This window comes from Falsiroseomonas sp. (assembly GCF_051859025.1).
Taxonomy (GTDB): domain Bacteria; phylum Pseudomonadota; class Alphaproteobacteria; order Acetobacterales; family Acetobacteraceae; genus Falsiroseomonas.
On sequence record NZ_JBHYGL010000001.1, the window covers coordinates 452,276 to 465,936 of the forward strand.

Consider the following 13,661-nt stretch of genomic DNA (forward strand, 5'->3'; position numbering starts at 1 on the left):
ATCAGACCGGGCCCTCGAAGGCGGCCCAGGCGATGTGGCTTTCGCGCAGCAGGATCTTGAGGCCCGTGACGGCCTTGCCGCCATCGCCCAGCACGCCGTCGCGGCACGCCTGTGCCAGCAGCCCGTGGATATGCAGGCACAGGTATTCCGTGGTGGTGTTCTTGCCCGCGAAGACCGGCTCCGCATCCAGGTTGCGGTAGTCCATCGGCGCGAGGATGGCGCGCAGGTGATCCTTCGCCAGGCCGATATCGACCAGCAGATGCAGGTCATCCAGCTTCGGCGCGCGGAACTCGGCCTCCACGATGAAGGTGGCGCCGTGCAGGCGCTGCGCAGGGCCGAAGGCATCGCCCCGGAAGCTGTGCGCGATCATGATGTGGTCGACGACGGTCAGGCTGAACATCGGGCGCGGTCTCTCACTTATATATAGGTGACGAAGGGGCAGAGCGGCTGCGCGTCACCGGCAGGTGGCGACAGCACCTTGCCGAGGGATTGCGGCAGATCCTTGAACGGGATGCCGGGGCCGAGCAGCGTATCGAGGCGCGCGTCGCCCAACAGCGACAATGCCAGCGCCAGGCGGTCGCCATAGCCGCGCCTGCCGCGCATCGCGGGCGCCACCTGGCCGACCTGGGTGGAGATGATGGACAGGCGCTTCGCGTGGAAGGCCTCGCCCAGCGGCAGCGCCACTTCCTTGTCGCCGAACCAGGAGGCCTCGACCACCCGTCCCTCGAACCCGCAGCGGGAGAGGGCGAGGCGCAGGCCGGCGGGGCTGGCGGAGGCATGGATGACCAGGTCGCGATCGCCCGGTGCCTCATCGGGGGCGCAGAAGCGGGCGCCGAAGCTTTCGACGGTGGCGCGGCGGGCTTCATCGATGTCGCAGACCGCGAGGTCGATGCCCGGGATGCGGGCGAGCAGGAAGGTGGCGAGCAGCCCGACCACGCCGGCGCCCACGACCAGCACGCGTTCGCCGACCATGGGGCGCGCATCCCACAGCACGTTCACCGCGGTTTCCATGTTCGCTGCCATCACCGCGCGATGGTCGGGCACGGCGTCGGGGATCGGGATGCACATGGCGGCGGGCGCCACGAAGGCGTCGTGGTGCGGGTGCAGGCAGAAGATGCGCCGGCCCAGCAATGCCTCCGCGCCCGCGCGCACACGCCCCACGGCGGCGTAGCCGTAGGAGAGAGGAAAGGGGAAGTCGCCGTATTGCAGCGGCGCGCGCATGGCGGGCCACTGGCTTTCCGGCACGCGGCCTTCGAAGACCAGGCGCTCCGTGCCGCGTGAGATGCCGGTGGCGATGGTGTGCACCAGCACCTGGTCCGGGCCGGGCACGGCCAGGTCCTGTTCCCGCAATTCGCCGCGACCTGGCGCGATGGTCCAGAATGCGGTGGCCTTCATCGCGCGGCACCTTCGCAACTGCCCGGGCGCCGGCGGCCGAGCGGGATGTCGAACAGCAGATCCTCGCCGATCTTGTGCACCGCCCAGTGGAAGCGCAGCCCCTGGTCCATCCGCACGGCCTCCGGCAGCGAGAAGGCCGGGATGCCGGAGCCCAGGATCACGGGCGCGAGGGTGAGGTGCAGGCGGTCCAGGCAGCCGGCGGCGAGGAAGGCGGAGACGGTCCGGCCGCCGCCCTCGACGAAGATGCGGCGCAGGCCGCGTGCCGCAAGGGCCCGCAGCAGGGCGTGCAGGTCTATCATGCCATCGCCGATGCGCAGCACCTCTGCCTGGCCCTGCGTCGCGCTGCCATCGATGGCGGTGACAAGGAGCGTCGGCGTGGCGCCATCGGTGAAGACGCGGTGCGTGGCGGCCAGGCGGCGCGCGGGGTCCAGCACCACGCGGACGGGGTTGGGGCCGGTTGCTTCCCGCGTCGTCAGGCGGGGATCGTCGTGATGCACCGTGCCGGCACCCACCATCACCACGTCGCAGAGCGCGCGCAGCCGATGGGTGTGCAGGATGTCACCGGGGCCGCCGATCCATTGGCTGGCGCCATTCGCGCAGGCGATGCGCCCATCCAGCGTCTGCGCCAGGCGGCCGATCACGATGCAGCCATCATCGGCCCGCGGCGTGGCGAAGAGGGGCGCGAAGAGATCGCCGAGCGCACCGGCAGGCACGGTCCCGCCTTCGCGCGCGCGCAGCAGCGCGGCCCAGGCTTCCTCGTCGCTTGTCGTGTGCTGGTGCATCGTCGCCACGCTATGCCGAAGCGGCGGCATAACCGCAACGGCGCGTCAGCGGATGGCGGCGCCTGGGAAGAACGGCAGCAGCGCCTGCGCAGCCATGCCGGCCAGGAACGGCAGCACGAGGCTGGCGGACAGGCGCAGCAGGATGAAGCGGGGACCGAGGATCGGCAGTTCCCATGACAGCGTCCGGTGCAGGCCGAGCACCGCCCAGCCGGAAATCAGTGCCACCATCTGCGCGGGCCCGGCGCCCGATTTGAGAAAACCCAGCACCAGCGGGAAGGCGACGAAGGGCCCGCCCGGCAGCACGCTGCCCGCCAGCGTCGCCAGCAGCACGCCGGTGGCGCCGCTATCCGGGCCCAGCCAGCGTTCCGCCCAGCCATCGGGGATGAGTTCCGCGACGAAGGCCGCCATGGGCAGCGCCATGAGCATCACCGGCGCGACGCGCGTCAGCGATGTGCCGGCCTCCCCCACCGCGCGGCGGGCGACACTCGGGCTGCGGCGCAGGCACAGGAACAGGGCGCCGAGCGCCAGCACCCACATGCCGATCACGCCGACGCTCATTGCCCTTTGTCCGGCGCAGGCTTGAAGGCGGGCGCATCCTCCGGCGTCCAGCGGATCGGCAGCCAGCGCGCCAGAAGCCCGGCCAGCACCGGCAGCGGCAGGCCGCACAGCAGGCGCAGCAGCGCGAAATCCGTGCCCAGGATCGGCAGTTCCCAGACCAGGATGCGCTGGAAGCCGTTCAGCGACCAGGCGAGCACGAAGGCGATCAGCGCGCCGCGATCCGCCCCCGCCTGCGCCAGCACCAGCACGACCGGGAAGGCCGCCACCGGCCCGCCCGGCATCGCCATGCCCGCCGCCGTCGCCACCAGCAGGCCGCGCAGCCCGGATTCCGCCCCCATCCAGCGCGCCAGCGCCCCGGGCGGCACCAATTGCCGCAGCGCCGCGGAAAGCAGCAGGCCGCCGATGATGGAGGGCGCGACGGTGAGGATCAGCCCCCAGGTCGCTTCCAGCGCGTGGCGGAACGCGGCCTCCCCGCGCAGCAGCAGCACCGCGACGGCGGCGGAGAGCGTGAGCAGGGAGATGACGATGAAGGTGGCGTGGCGGCGCAGCATGGGTGGGCCGATGCTGCGCCGCGAAAGGGGCGCTGTCCATGTGGCAGCGCCCGCGCGGGCCTCAGGCGCGGGAGGCGAGGGAGATGGGCGCCGGCCTTCCCTCCCGCGTTCCGCCCCGCTCTCCATAGGTACCGGGGCGTTCAGGGCGCGCGGCGCCGGCGATGGTCTCGATGACGCGGGACTGCAGGTCGATCGCGCGTTCCAGCAGGCGGCGGTTCTCGACACCCAGGTCGCGCAGCCGGCCGGCCAGTTCCTCCACCCGCGCGCGGTCGCGCGGCTCGGTCTGCGCGCCGGTGCGGCTGGCGGCATCGAAGGCCGCGGCGAAGGCGTCGGAGGCCTGCTTCTTCGGCCCCGCCAGCGCGGCGGCGGCGGAAAGGTCCAGCTTCGCCAGGGCCTCGTTCTCCGCGCGCAGTGCCTCCGCCAGGCGCTGCGCGGCGATCAGGAGGGGTTGCATCATGGTCATCGGGTCGTGCTCTCCGTCGTGGTGGGCTGGCCCGCTACGCCGGCCAGCCTGGTGAGTTCGCGCAGCACCGCATCCGCCAGGCCGAGCCCGCCGGCGCGTGCCAGATCCTTCGCGATGGCATCGACCATCATCGGCCGCCATTGCGCTTCCGCGGCGCCGCCGCCGAAGGGGGCCTTCGTCTCCAGCCCCTGGAACATCGGCTGGAGCAGGGCGCCCAGGGCCTGGGCCTCGAAATCCATCGCCGCGCGGCGCAGCGCCGCGGCTGTGGGCGGCGTGCGCCCCAGGGTCGGCGCGGCGCTGGTGGCAATCGGGGTCGGGGCCAGCATGGTCAGCGCACCTCCAGCTCGGCCTGCAGGGCGCCGGCGGCCTTGATGGTCTGCAGGATGGTGATCAGGTCACGCGGGCCGACGCCGAGGCCGTTGAGGCCGCGCACCAGCTCCTCCAGCGTCACGCCACCGCGGAGGATGCCAAGCCGGCGCTCCGCCTGGTCATCCACTTCGACATTGGTGCGGGGGACGACGACGGTCTCCCCGTTCGAAAGCGCATTGGGCTGGCTGACCTGCGGCGTTTCGGTGATGCGGATGGTGAGGTTGCCCTGCGCGATCGCGACGGTGGAGACGCGGACATTGGCGCCCATGACGATCGTGCCGCTCGCTTCCTCGATCACCACGCGCGCCATCTGGTCTGGGGTCACGCGCAATTGCTCGATCTCCGCCAGGAAGCCCACGGCATCGCGGCCGGCCATGTTGATGGTGACGGTGCGCGGGTCGTTGGCCGTGGCGACGCTGCCGCCGGCAAGCCGGTTGATGGCGGCGGCCATGCGGCGCGCCGTGGTCAGGTCCGGGTTGCGAAGCGCGAGCCGCATCTGCGGCGTGGCGGCGAAGCGGAAGGCGATCTCCCGTTCCACCGTCGCGCCATTGGCGATGCGCCCGGCGGTCGGCACGCCGCGGGTGACGGAACCGGCGGCACCACGGGCCGAGACGGCACCGGTGACGATGGCGCCCTGCGCCACCGCATAGACCTCTCCATCCGCGCCAAGCAGCGGCGTGACCAGCAGCGTGCCGCCTGTGAGGTTGGTGGCATCGCCGAGCGTCGAGACGGCGATGTCGATGCGCGACCCGGTGCGGCTGAAGGGCGGCAGATTGGCTGTGACCATCACCGCCGCGACGTTCCGCGTATCCAGCTGGCGTTCCTGGTCCCGCGTGTTGACGCCCAGGCGTTCCAGCACGCCGATCAGCGATTGCCGGGTGAAGACGGCGCTGCGCAGCCGGTCCCCGGTGCCGTTGAGCCCGACGACCAGGCCGTAGCCGACCAGCTGGTTGTCGCGGACGCCCTCGACATCCGCGATGTCCTTGATGCGGACCTGCGCTCCAGCAAGGGACGGGGCAAGGATGAGGAGGATGAGCAGCAGCGTGGCAACCACGCACCGCGCCGTGCTCATCCTCGGGCAATGTTTTGTCGCCACGCTCTCCTCCGTGCCGCCGCCGTCCTGGTGGCGGGACGCGGGGTGTGAAGGGCAAGCGGCGTGCCAGCCCTGGGACGGGGTTGGGGCGGCAGGGTTTGCCGGGGCGGGGCAGGGCTTGCACCCCGGGCGGCAAAAGGCGGTTGGCCCATAAGGCGGGGCCCATAAGGCGTGACGCAGAAGGCGTGGAGGACTGGGTGATGGCGGTGGGACCGGTGCGGTCGGGGGCGATGGGGGCGGTGGGGCGCGGGCGGGCGCGGCCCGGGGCGGGGGGCTTCGGGCTGGCCGCAGCCGGCAGCGACTCCGCACGGGAAGCCGGGGCCGCGGGCGCCGCGGCGCCGCCGGGCAGCCTGCTCGCCCTTCAGGAATCCGGGGCCGCCGTGCCGGTGGAGGAACGCGCTGCCCGCGCGCGGCGCCAGGCGACGGAGGCGCTGGATGACCTGCGCGGCCTGCAACTCGCGCTGCTGGACGGTTCAGCAAATCCCGCTGGGTTGGAACGGCTTTCGCGGCTGGGCGGCGACAGCCAGGCGGGGCTGGAGCCCGCGCTGGCCGCCCTGATGGCGGAGGTCGCGGTGCGCGTGCGGGTCGAATTGGCGCGGCGCGGGCGGCGCTGAACCACGACGCGAACCTGCCGCATACGATTCATCAATCTGAAAAAGGGGCAAACATCAGGGGCTTGCGTGCAAATGACGACTTGCCCACCACCCATGGCCGACACTATGGTCCGCCCGCTTTCGCCTACCGGGGCGCCGGGCCTGGGGCGGCGAAGGTTGGGGAAGTAAGCCATGCTCGTAACCCTGCCGCCGGACTACCGTCCGTCGAGCGACGAAGAATTCATGAACCCCCTTCAGCTGGAGTATTTCCGGCAGAAGCTGTTGAAGTGGCGGGGTGACCTGCTGAGGGAGGCGGGCGAGACCCTGTCCTCCATGGGCCAGGGCGGCATCATCGAAGCCGACCTGACCGACCGCGCGAGCGTCGAGACGGACCGCGCGCTGGAGCTGCGCACCCGTGATCGCGCCCGCAAGCTGATCTCCAAGATCGACCAGGCGCTGGAGCGCGTGGAGAACGGCACCTACGGATACTGCGAGGAGACGGGGGAGCCGATCGGGCTGCGCCGCCTCGAAGCCCGGCCGATCGCGACCCTGAGCATCGAGGCGCAGGAGCGCCACGAGCGCATGGAACGCGTTCACCGCGACGATTGAGGGGCCGGCTGGCCCAACCCCCCTTTGCGCGGCGGGCGCGGTGGGGGAGGCGGGTCAGCCAGCCAGGTCGGGCGGTGCGTCGTCCAGCTCCGGCGGGGGGCTGGCCGATGGGTCGCGCCGCAGCAGGCGGGGATCGTTCTCAGCCACCTTGCCCACGCGGTTGTCCACCGGCCAGATCGCCAGTTCCTCGGCCGGGCAGGGCACCAGCAATTCAAGCAGGTCTTCCGGCTCCGCCGGTTCGGCGCCCAGCCAGGCGTCCCAGACCTCCGGCGGCAGGATCACCGGCATGCGGTGATGCACCAGGGCCTGCTTCTCATTCGCCTCCGTCGTGATGACGGTGAAGGTGCGAAGCCAGGTGCCGTCGGGCTGCTTCCAGCCTTCCCACAGCCCGGCGACCGCCATCGGTTCACCGGTGGCCATAGCCACGGCATAGGCCTGCTTGGTGTCGTCCTCCGCCTTCCGCCATTCGTAGAAGCCGTCCATCGGCACCAGGCAGCGGCGCTTGCGGAAGGCTTCGCGGAAGGACGGCTTTTCGGCGATGCCGTCGGCGCGGGCGTTCATCAGCTTCGCCGCGTCCTTGCTGTCCTTGGCCCAGGACGGCACCAGCCCCCATCGCAGCGAATCCAGGTGCCGCGCGCCTTCGGGATGGCGGCGCACCACCAGGCTTTCCTGCGTGACGGCGATGTTCCAGGACGCGCGGTGGTTCGGCGTGGGGTTCTGCGTCTCGAAGTACCGCGCCAGCCCCGCGGGGTCCCGCTGCAAGAAGAATCGCCCGCACATGATTTGTCCGCCCCGACTGTAGCCGCGACGCCAACCCTACAATCGGGGCGGAACGGGGGGCGAGCCCCAAGCCGATTTTCCGCCCCGCACGTAGCCGCGACGCCAACCCTACGTGCGGGGCGGAACGGGGGGCCAGCCCCCCGTAGACCCCCCAAGCGTCCGTCGGCACGCGTCAGAACGGCAGGATGATATCCAGGATCTGCTGCCCGATCCGCGGCTGCTGCAGGTCCGACAGCGTGCCGCGGCCGCCATAGGCGATGCGCGCTTCCGCCAGCCGGTCATGCTTCACCGTGTTGTCGCTGGCGATGTCCTGCGGCCGGATGATGCCGGAGACCTGGAGGTCCCGCAGTTCGGCATTCACCCGCACCTGCTGCCGGCCTGCCACCACCAAATTCCCGTTGGGCAGTACCTGCGCCACCGTCGCCGCCACGCGCAGCGTCACCGTCTCCGTCCGCCGCACCGTGCCGTTGCCCGTGCTGGTCTGCGCGCCATTGGTCTGCACAAGCGCGCTGGGATCGATCGCGTTGGGCAGCAGGCGCGTCAGCGACGTCTCCAGGCCCAGCAGCCGCGGCAGGCCGAGCGTGTCCGTGCCGTCCCGCTCCCGCTCCGTCCGGTTCTGCAGCGAGGCTTCATCCGCGATGGAGACCAGCACCGTCACCAGATCCCCCACCGAGGCCGCGCGCTGGTCGCGCAGGAAGGTGCGGCTGCCCTGGCGCCAGAGGCTGTTGGCGCCGGAGGTCGGGTCCTGCGGCGCCGGCATGGGCATGGAGACGGGGCGCCAGCGCGGATCGGCGGTCGGGTTCTCGATCGCGGCCATGGCCGGCGGGCGGCCCACCTCGGACAGGCGCTCGCAGGCCGGCAGCGCCAGCAGGGCGAGCAGGGCGAGGCGCGCCTTCATCGGCCCGGCCCCACGCGGACGCGGCCGGGGGCGATCACCTGCGCCTCCACCACGATGCGGCTGCCGAGGTTCATCACCGGCACCACCGCGCCCCGGGCGGCGCCCTCCATGGCCCGGCCCTGGGCCGTCAGCGCCATGCCGGGAATGTCGTAGAGCATCGTCACCGTCGATCCCCGTTCCACCGCCAGGGGTTGCGTGAGGTCCGCCAGCATCAGCGGCTGTTCCGCGGCGGTGGGACGGCGCACGGCCTGGCCCAGCGCCTGGTCCGGCCGCTCCGCCACGCCGGGGCGGATGCGCCCGGCGGGCAGGCGCACCAGGCGGACGTCATGCGGGCCCAGTACCTCCCCGATCGCGAGGCGGCGTGCGGCCACCAGCACGGGCACGGTGGGCTGGACGCGGCCCATGATGCGCTGGCGCTGCGTCGCCATGCCATCCGCCGCCACTACCAGAGTCGCGGAGAAGCGCTGCGTCACGCTGTCCATGGAGACCTGTTCGACCGCGATCTGCGGAAAGGCCGCCAGCGGCACCAGCGGCGCGCTGAAGTTCAGCAGTTCCATCTCCGCCTCCGCCTCCACGCCCTGGCCGCGGAGCGCGGGGCGCAGCAGGGCCAGCACTTCCTCCCGTTCCACTGCGCGGCCGGGGCGTTCCAGCACCACGCGGTCCGCGCCGCCGGTCGGCCGCCAGGCGATGCCGTTCTGGCGCGCGATCGCCAGAAGCTGCGCGGCCTCCACCACCTGGCGCTGGCCGGGGGCGGGGGCGGGGCCGAGCACGACGCCGGCGCGCGGCCCCGATGTCTCGAACAGGTCGGACAGGCGTACCACGGCGTCGTCGACCATCGACAGGGGCTTGATGACGGCATTGTCCTGCGCGGCCGCGGGGGCGGTAAGCAGCAGCAGGAAGAACAGGAGGACCCGCATCGCCGTCACCGCAGCCGCGTCAGGGTGGAGAGCATCTCGTCGCTGGCGGAGATGACGCGGCTGTTCATCTCATAGGCGCGCTGGGCGGTGATGAGGTTCGTGATCTCCTGCACCACGTTCACGTTGGATGTCTCGACGAAGCCCTGCAGCACCTGGCCGTAGCCGGGGGACCCGGGGGCCGCGGCCTGGGCGGCGCCCGATCCCGGGGTGGCCATCAGCAGGTTGTCGCCGATGGCCTCGAGCCCCGTCTCGTTCGCGAAGATCGCGAGCTGGATCTGGCCCACATTCTGCGGTGCCACCTGGCCATCGAGCTTGGCGAAGACCTCGCCGCTGGAATTGATGGTCACGTCGCGCGCGGCGGCGGGGATGGTGATGCCGGGCTGCACGACGAAGCCATCGGCCGTGACCATCACGCCTTCGGGCGAGAGGGCGAAGGTGCCGTCGCGGGTATAGGCGGTCTCGCCGGAAGGCAGGGCCACCTGGAAATAGCCATTTCCGCGGATGGCGAGGTCGAAGCGGTTCTCGGTCTGCGACAGGCTGCCCTGTTCGGAGATGCGATAGACCGCGCCCGTCTTCACGCCGAGGCCGACCTGCGCGCCGGAGGGCAGGACGCTGCCGGTATCCGCGCTCTGCGATCCGACGCGGCGGAGGTTCTGGTAGATCAGGTCCTGGAATTCGGCGCGGCGGCGCTTGTAGCCCGTCGTGCTCATATTCGCGATGTTGTTGGAGATGACCTCGACGTTGGTCTGCTGGGCCATCATACCAGTACCAGCAATGTGAAGGCTGCGCATGGTTCAGGAATCCTTCGCCGGTGGCGTGGGTGCGTCGTTCATGATTGTCGTGCGGGTCATCGGCGCTTCAGGATGCGTTCGACGGCGGTGCCAAGACGCTCCCCTTCCTTCTCCGCCATCTGCGTGACGAACTGGAATTCGCGCAGCTCCTCCGTCATCCGCGTCAGTTCGGTGATGGGGCGGACGTTGCTGCCCTCCACCGCGCCCTGGACCAGGCCGGGGGCGTCGACGCGACGGGGCTGCATCGTCTCCGGTGCCGACAGCAGGCGATCGCCCTCAGCGGTCAGGCGCTGGGTGTCGTCGAAGCGGACGATGCGGAACTGGCCGGCGTCGCCGTTTTCCGTCCGCAGCGTGCCGTCCGACAGCACGTCGATGCGGCTTTCGCCCGGGCCGATCCGCAGCGGCCGGCCATTGGCGCCCTGCACGGCGTTGCCGTCCTGGTCCACCACCTGGCCCTGGCCATCCAGCACGAAGCGGCCGGCGCGGGTGAAGCGCTCCCCCCGCGCCGTGTCGACCACGAAATAGCCCTCGGGGGCGGAGATCGCGACATCGAGCGGATTGCCCGTGGTGGCCAGGGGGCCGGCGCGGTCGTCCCGCCAGGTGGCGCGGTCCTGGGTGAAGGATACTTCCCGCGCGCCCGGGGGCAGGTCAGTGCCCCGCTGGCGTTCCAGCACGGTGGAGAACAGCGGGCGGGATCCGCGGAAGGCCGGCGTGTCCGCATTGGCGATGTTGTTCGCCGTGACCGCATTGGCTCGCGCCTGGGCCACCAGGCGGGACAGGACGATGTAGCCGGGGCTGTCCATGGGGGAACTCCGCGATTCAGATGCGGGCCCTGCCGCAAGGCCCGTGCCAGCGCCGCGGCCCCTGTTGCCCGGCAAGGCTTGCCCGGGGGCGGAGAAAATCGCCTTGCGCCCGGCAGGCCTGTCCGCCACCGGCACGATCGCAATCCTTCCTTAAGCCGGACCGGCGATGGTGCGCCTCCGTCCCCCCACCGGGTGGCGGCGGCGCGCAAGGCGCGCTGGGCAGACGGCACGCGGTGCGTGCCGGACATGTGGCGCGCAGGCAGAAGGACGCGGGCGACAGGATGGCGGCGGCAGCACCAGCCAAGGCGGAGGCGGCGGAAGGCGATTCGCCGGCCGCAAAGAAGGGCGGCAAGAAGAAGCTGCTGCTTATCCTGCTGCCCTTGCTGCTTCTCATCGGCGTGGGGGCGGGGCTCTGGTTCACCGGCATCCTGCCGAAGCTGCTCGGCATGGGCCCACCGCCCGAGCCGGTCGCGGAGGTGGCGGCCGAGCCCGCGCCCCCGCCGCGCAGCCCACCTGCCTTCGTGGACCTGCCGGAGATCGTGGCCAATCTGAACGTGCCGGGTCGCCGCGCGAGCTTCGTGCGGCTGCGCGCCAAGATCGAGATCAGCCGGGCGGAGGATACGGCCGTCGTCCAGGCCGCCATGCCGCGGCTGCAGGATCTGTTCCAGACCTATCTGCGGGAAGTGCGGCCGGAGGAACTGCGCGGCAGCGCCGGGACCCATCGGCTGCGGGAGGAATTGATCGCCCGCGCCAACCTGGCCGCCGCCCCCGCACGCATCACCGACGTCCTGTTCGTGGAGATGCTGGTCCAATGAGCGGGACGGAGGATGATGACCTCGCCGCCGCCTGGGGCGCGGCGCTGGAGGAGGAAGGCGCACAGCCGGAGGAGGAGGCAGCCGCCCCGCTGCCCGCCGATGCCGCGCGCGTCCTGAACCAGGCCGAGATCGACAGCCTGCTCGGCTTCGAATCCGGGCCATCGCGGGACCAGGCGGAGACGGGGATCGAGCGGATCATCTCCGCCGGCCTGGTGCAGTATGAACGCCTGCCGATGCTGGAGATCGTCTTCGATCGCCTGGTGCGGCTGATGTCCACGACGCTGCGCAACTTCACCTCCGACAACGTCGACATCTCCATCGATGCGATGACGTCGCTGCGCTTCGGGGACTACCTGAACTCCATCCCGCTGCCGGCCATGCTGGCGGTGTTCAAGGCGGAGCAGTGGGACAATTACGGCCTGATCGTCGTCGACAGCAGCCTGATCTATTCCATCGTGGACGTGTTGCTGGGCGGCCGCCGCGGCACCGCGGCCATGCGCATCGAAGGCCGTCCCTACACGACCATCGAGCGCACGCTGGTGGAACGCCTGATCGGCGTGGTGCTGGGCGATCTGCGCGCGGCGTTCGAACCGCTCTGCCCCGTGGATTTCCGGTTCGAGCGGCTGGAGGTGAACCCACGCTTCGCCGCCATTTCCCGCCTGTCCAACGCCGCCGTGCTCGGGCGCATGCGGGTGGACATGGAGGATCGCGGCGGGCGGATCGAGGTGCTGCTGCCCTACGCCACGCTGGAGCCCGTGCGCGAATTGCTGCTGCAGCAGTTCATGGGCGAACGCTTCGGCCGCGACAGCATCTGGGAAACCCACCTGGCGGAGGAATTGCGCCAGACCGACGTCTCGCTGGATGTGGTGCTGGATGAGCAGACCATGCCGCTGTCGCAGATCCTGCGGCTGAATGTGGGTGACAGCTTCACGCTCTCCTCCCCCCCCGGCGCGCCGGTGCGGCTGCGCTGCGGGGAGATCGCGCTGTTCGAGGCGCAGCTGGGCCGGCGGGAAAACCGCCTGGCCGTGCGCATCGAACGCGAACGCCGCCGGCCGGTGGTGGGGGAGGGCGCATGAGCGCGATCGAATGGCTGGCGCAGGGGGCGCTGCTGCTGCTGCTGGCGGTCGCCGTTCCCTTCGCCTGGCGGCTGGAACGCCAGATCGCCGCCCTGCGGCGGGAAGGTGCCGCCGTGACCAACGGCGCCGCGGGGATGGCGGAGGCGACGGAGGCGGCGGAAGCGGCGCTGACGCGGCTGCGCGCCACCGCCGAACAGGCCGGGCGTTCGGTGGCGGAGAAGGTCGCGGTGGCGGAGCCGCTGCGCGACGACCTGCGCTACCTTGCCGAACGGGCGGAATCGCTGGCGGACCGGCTGGACGGCCTGGTGCGCGCCGCGCGCCCGATCGCGAGTGGGATGCCGGACCGGGCGCCGGAACCCCAGGCGCCGCGGCCCGCCACATCCCCAACCGGCCCGCTTGGCGGCATCATGCCGCGGAGCGAGGCGGAGCGTGAATTGCTGCGCGCGCTGCGGGAGGCGCGCTGAGATGATCCGCCGCCTGTCCCTGCCGCGCTTGCGCCTGATGCCGATCGCCGCCGTGCTGGCCGGCGTGCTGGTGGTGGCCAAGATCGACCGGCTGGTCCGGATGGAACCGGGATCCCCCGGCGCCATCGGCACGGCCCGCGCTTCCACCCCCGCCCCGGCGGAGCCGACGCGCGCGGCGACGCCCGCGACGCCGCCCGCTGGCCAACCCGCTGGCCAACCTGCCGCCCCGGCGCCCCAGCAGGCCGCGCCGGGGCCGACGCCGGAACAGCAGGCGGAACGCGCGGTGCTGGAAGCGCTGCGCGCGCGGCGCGCGGAGATCGAGGCGCGCGAACAGCAGGCCGTGGCGCGGGAGACGGTGGTGGCGGCCGCGGAGCGCCGGCTGGCGCAGCGGGTGCAGGAACTCTCCGCGCTGCAGCAAAGGCTGGAGGCCCTGGAACGCGACCGCGCGGAGCGCGAGGAAGCGGGGCTGCGCGGCCTGGTGAAACTCTACGAAGGGATGCGCCCGCGCGATGCGGCGACGATCTTCGATGAGCTGGAGATGCCCGTGCTGGTCCGCATCGTGGACCGGATGCGGGAAGCGAAGGCATCCCCGGTCATGGGCGCGATGCGCCCCGACCGGGCGAGGCTGCTGACGGCGGAGCTGGCGCGCCTGCGCGCCGAGCGGCCGACCGTGCGGTGACTGGCGCCAGAATGGCGGATCGACG

Annotated in this window: 19 protein-coding genes; 6 read left to right on the top strand and 13 right to left on the bottom strand. The window is 71.7% G+C overall.

Annotation, left to right across the window (positions count from 1 at the left end; translation table 11 throughout):
• Position 1: 1 nt before the first annotated feature.
• The 8 genes from ACTIE5_RS02270 to ACTIE5_RS02305 all read right to left on the bottom strand — a co-directional run bounded on the left by ACTIE5_RS02270 (position 2) and on the right by ACTIE5_RS02305 (position 5,190).
• Positions 2-400, bottom strand: a complete 399-nt coding sequence (locus tag ACTIE5_RS02270) for a 6-pyruvoyl trahydropterin synthase family protein (RefSeq protein ID WP_164692692.1) — start codon at positions 398-400, stop codon at positions 2-4.
• A gap of 17 nt (positions 401-417) precedes the next feature.
• The gene (locus ACTIE5_RS02275) at positions 418-1,395 is read right to left on the bottom strand and encodes a dehydrogenase (protein WP_439548071.1); all 978 of its coding nucleotides are present in this window, start codon (positions 1,393-1,395) and stop codon (positions 418-420) included.
• The gene (locus ACTIE5_RS02280) at positions 1,392-2,177 is read right to left on the bottom strand and encodes a RibD family protein (RefSeq protein ID WP_439548641.1); all 786 of its coding nucleotides are present in this window, start codon (positions 2,175-2,177) and stop codon (positions 1,392-1,394) included. The genes ACTIE5_RS02275 and ACTIE5_RS02280 overlap by 4 nt, the downstream gene beginning before the upstream one ends.
• Before the next feature lie 45 nt (positions 2,178-2,222).
• Positions 2,223-2,735, bottom strand: coding sequence for a hypothetical protein (locus ACTIE5_RS02285; RefSeq protein ID WP_439548072.1), 513 nt, complete (start codon positions 2,733-2,735; stop codon positions 2,223-2,225).
• Positions 2,732-3,286, bottom strand: coding sequence for a hypothetical protein (locus tag ACTIE5_RS02290; protein ID WP_439548073.1), 555 nt, complete (start codon positions 3,284-3,286; stop codon positions 2,732-2,734). The genes ACTIE5_RS02285 and ACTIE5_RS02290 overlap by 4 nt, the downstream gene beginning before the upstream one ends.
• Positions 3,287-3,347: 61 nt before the next feature.
• On the bottom strand, positions 3,348-3,743 hold the full coding sequence (locus tag ACTIE5_RS02295) for a hypothetical protein (protein ID WP_439548074.1): 396 nt from the start codon (positions 3,741-3,743) through the stop codon (positions 3,348-3,350).
• A 2-nt stretch (positions 3,744-3,745) separates the two neighbouring features.
• Positions 3,746-4,075: a rod-binding protein gene (locus tag ACTIE5_RS02300; protein WP_439548075.1), complete on the bottom strand. Its 330-nt coding sequence runs from the start codon at positions 4,073-4,075 to the stop codon at positions 3,746-3,748.
• Between the two features lie 2 nt (positions 4,076-4,077).
• Complete coding sequence (locus tag ACTIE5_RS02305; protein WP_439548076.1) at positions 4,078-5,190, bottom strand: flagellar basal body P-ring protein FlgI; 1,113 nt, start codon at positions 5,188-5,190, stop codon at positions 4,078-4,080.
• A gap of 221 nt (positions 5,191-5,411) precedes the next feature.
• Between ACTIE5_RS02305 and ACTIE5_RS02310 the strand changes: the two genes are divergently transcribed.
• A complete protein-coding gene (locus ACTIE5_RS02310; protein ID WP_439548077.1) occupies positions 5,412-5,825 on the top strand; it encodes a flagellar assembly protein FliX in 414 nt (137 codons plus the stop codon).
• A 171-nt stretch (positions 5,826-5,996) separates the two neighbouring features.
• Positions 5,997-6,413, top strand: a complete 417-nt coding sequence (dksA, locus tag ACTIE5_RS02315) for an RNA polymerase-binding protein DksA (protein ID WP_092961405.1) — start codon at positions 5,997-5,999, stop codon at positions 6,411-6,413.
• 54 nt (positions 6,414-6,467) lie between these two features.
• Here the strand turns inward: dksA and ACTIE5_RS02320 are convergent, their stop codons facing one another.
• The 5 genes from ACTIE5_RS02320 to ACTIE5_RS02340 form a co-directional block, all read right to left on the bottom strand.
• Positions 6,468-7,193, bottom strand: coding sequence for an SOS response-associated peptidase (locus tag ACTIE5_RS02320; protein WP_439548078.1), 726 nt, complete (start codon positions 7,191-7,193; stop codon positions 6,468-6,470).
• A 172-nt stretch (positions 7,194-7,365) separates the two neighbouring features.
• The gene (gene flgH, locus ACTIE5_RS02325) at positions 7,366-8,091 is read right to left on the bottom strand and encodes a flagellar basal body L-ring protein FlgH (RefSeq protein WP_439548079.1); all 726 of its coding nucleotides are present in this window, start codon (positions 8,089-8,091) and stop codon (positions 7,366-7,368) included.
• On the bottom strand, positions 8,088-9,008 hold the full coding sequence (flgA, locus tag ACTIE5_RS02330) for a flagellar basal body P-ring formation chaperone FlgA (RefSeq protein WP_439548080.1): 921 nt from the start codon (positions 9,006-9,008) through the stop codon (positions 8,088-8,090). The genes flgH and flgA overlap by 4 nt, the downstream gene beginning before the upstream one ends.
• Before the next feature lie 5 nt (positions 9,009-9,013).
• Positions 9,014-9,799, bottom strand: coding sequence for a flagellar basal-body rod protein FlgG (gene flgG, locus ACTIE5_RS02335; RefSeq protein WP_092961401.1), 786 nt, complete (start codon positions 9,797-9,799; stop codon positions 9,014-9,016).
• A 56-nt stretch (positions 9,800-9,855) separates the two neighbouring features.
• Positions 9,856-10,602: a flagellar hook-basal body complex protein gene (locus tag ACTIE5_RS02340; protein ID WP_439548081.1), complete on the bottom strand. Its 747-nt coding sequence runs from the start codon at positions 10,600-10,602 to the stop codon at positions 9,856-9,858.
• A gap of 281 nt (positions 10,603-10,883) precedes the next feature.
• On the opposite strand from ACTIE5_RS02340, the gene ACTIE5_RS02345 reads away from it, so the two are divergent.
• The 4 genes from ACTIE5_RS02345 to ACTIE5_RS02360 are packed head-to-tail and all read left to right on the top strand — an operon-like array spanning position 10,884 to position 13,636.
• On the top strand, positions 10,884-11,417 hold the full coding sequence (locus ACTIE5_RS02345; RefSeq protein ID WP_439548082.1) for a flagellar basal body-associated FliL family protein: 534 nt from the start codon (positions 10,884-10,886) through the stop codon (positions 11,415-11,417).
• Positions 11,414-12,493, top strand: coding sequence for a flagellar motor switch protein FliM (fliM, locus tag ACTIE5_RS02350; RefSeq protein ID WP_439548083.1), 1,080 nt, complete (start codon positions 11,414-11,416; stop codon positions 12,491-12,493). Before ACTIE5_RS02345 ends, fliM begins: the two co-directional genes overlap by 4 nt.
• Positions 12,490-12,957: a DUF6468 domain-containing protein gene (locus tag ACTIE5_RS02355; RefSeq protein ID WP_439548084.1), complete on the top strand. Its 468-nt coding sequence runs from the start codon at positions 12,490-12,492 to the stop codon at positions 12,955-12,957. The genes fliM and ACTIE5_RS02355 overlap by 4 nt, the downstream gene beginning before the upstream one ends.
• Before the next feature lies 1 nt (position 12,958).
• Entirely contained in the window at positions 12,959-13,636 is a 678-nt protein-coding gene (locus ACTIE5_RS02360) for a MotE family protein (protein WP_439548085.1), read from the top strand.
• Positions 13,637-13,661 lie beyond the last annotated feature (25 nt).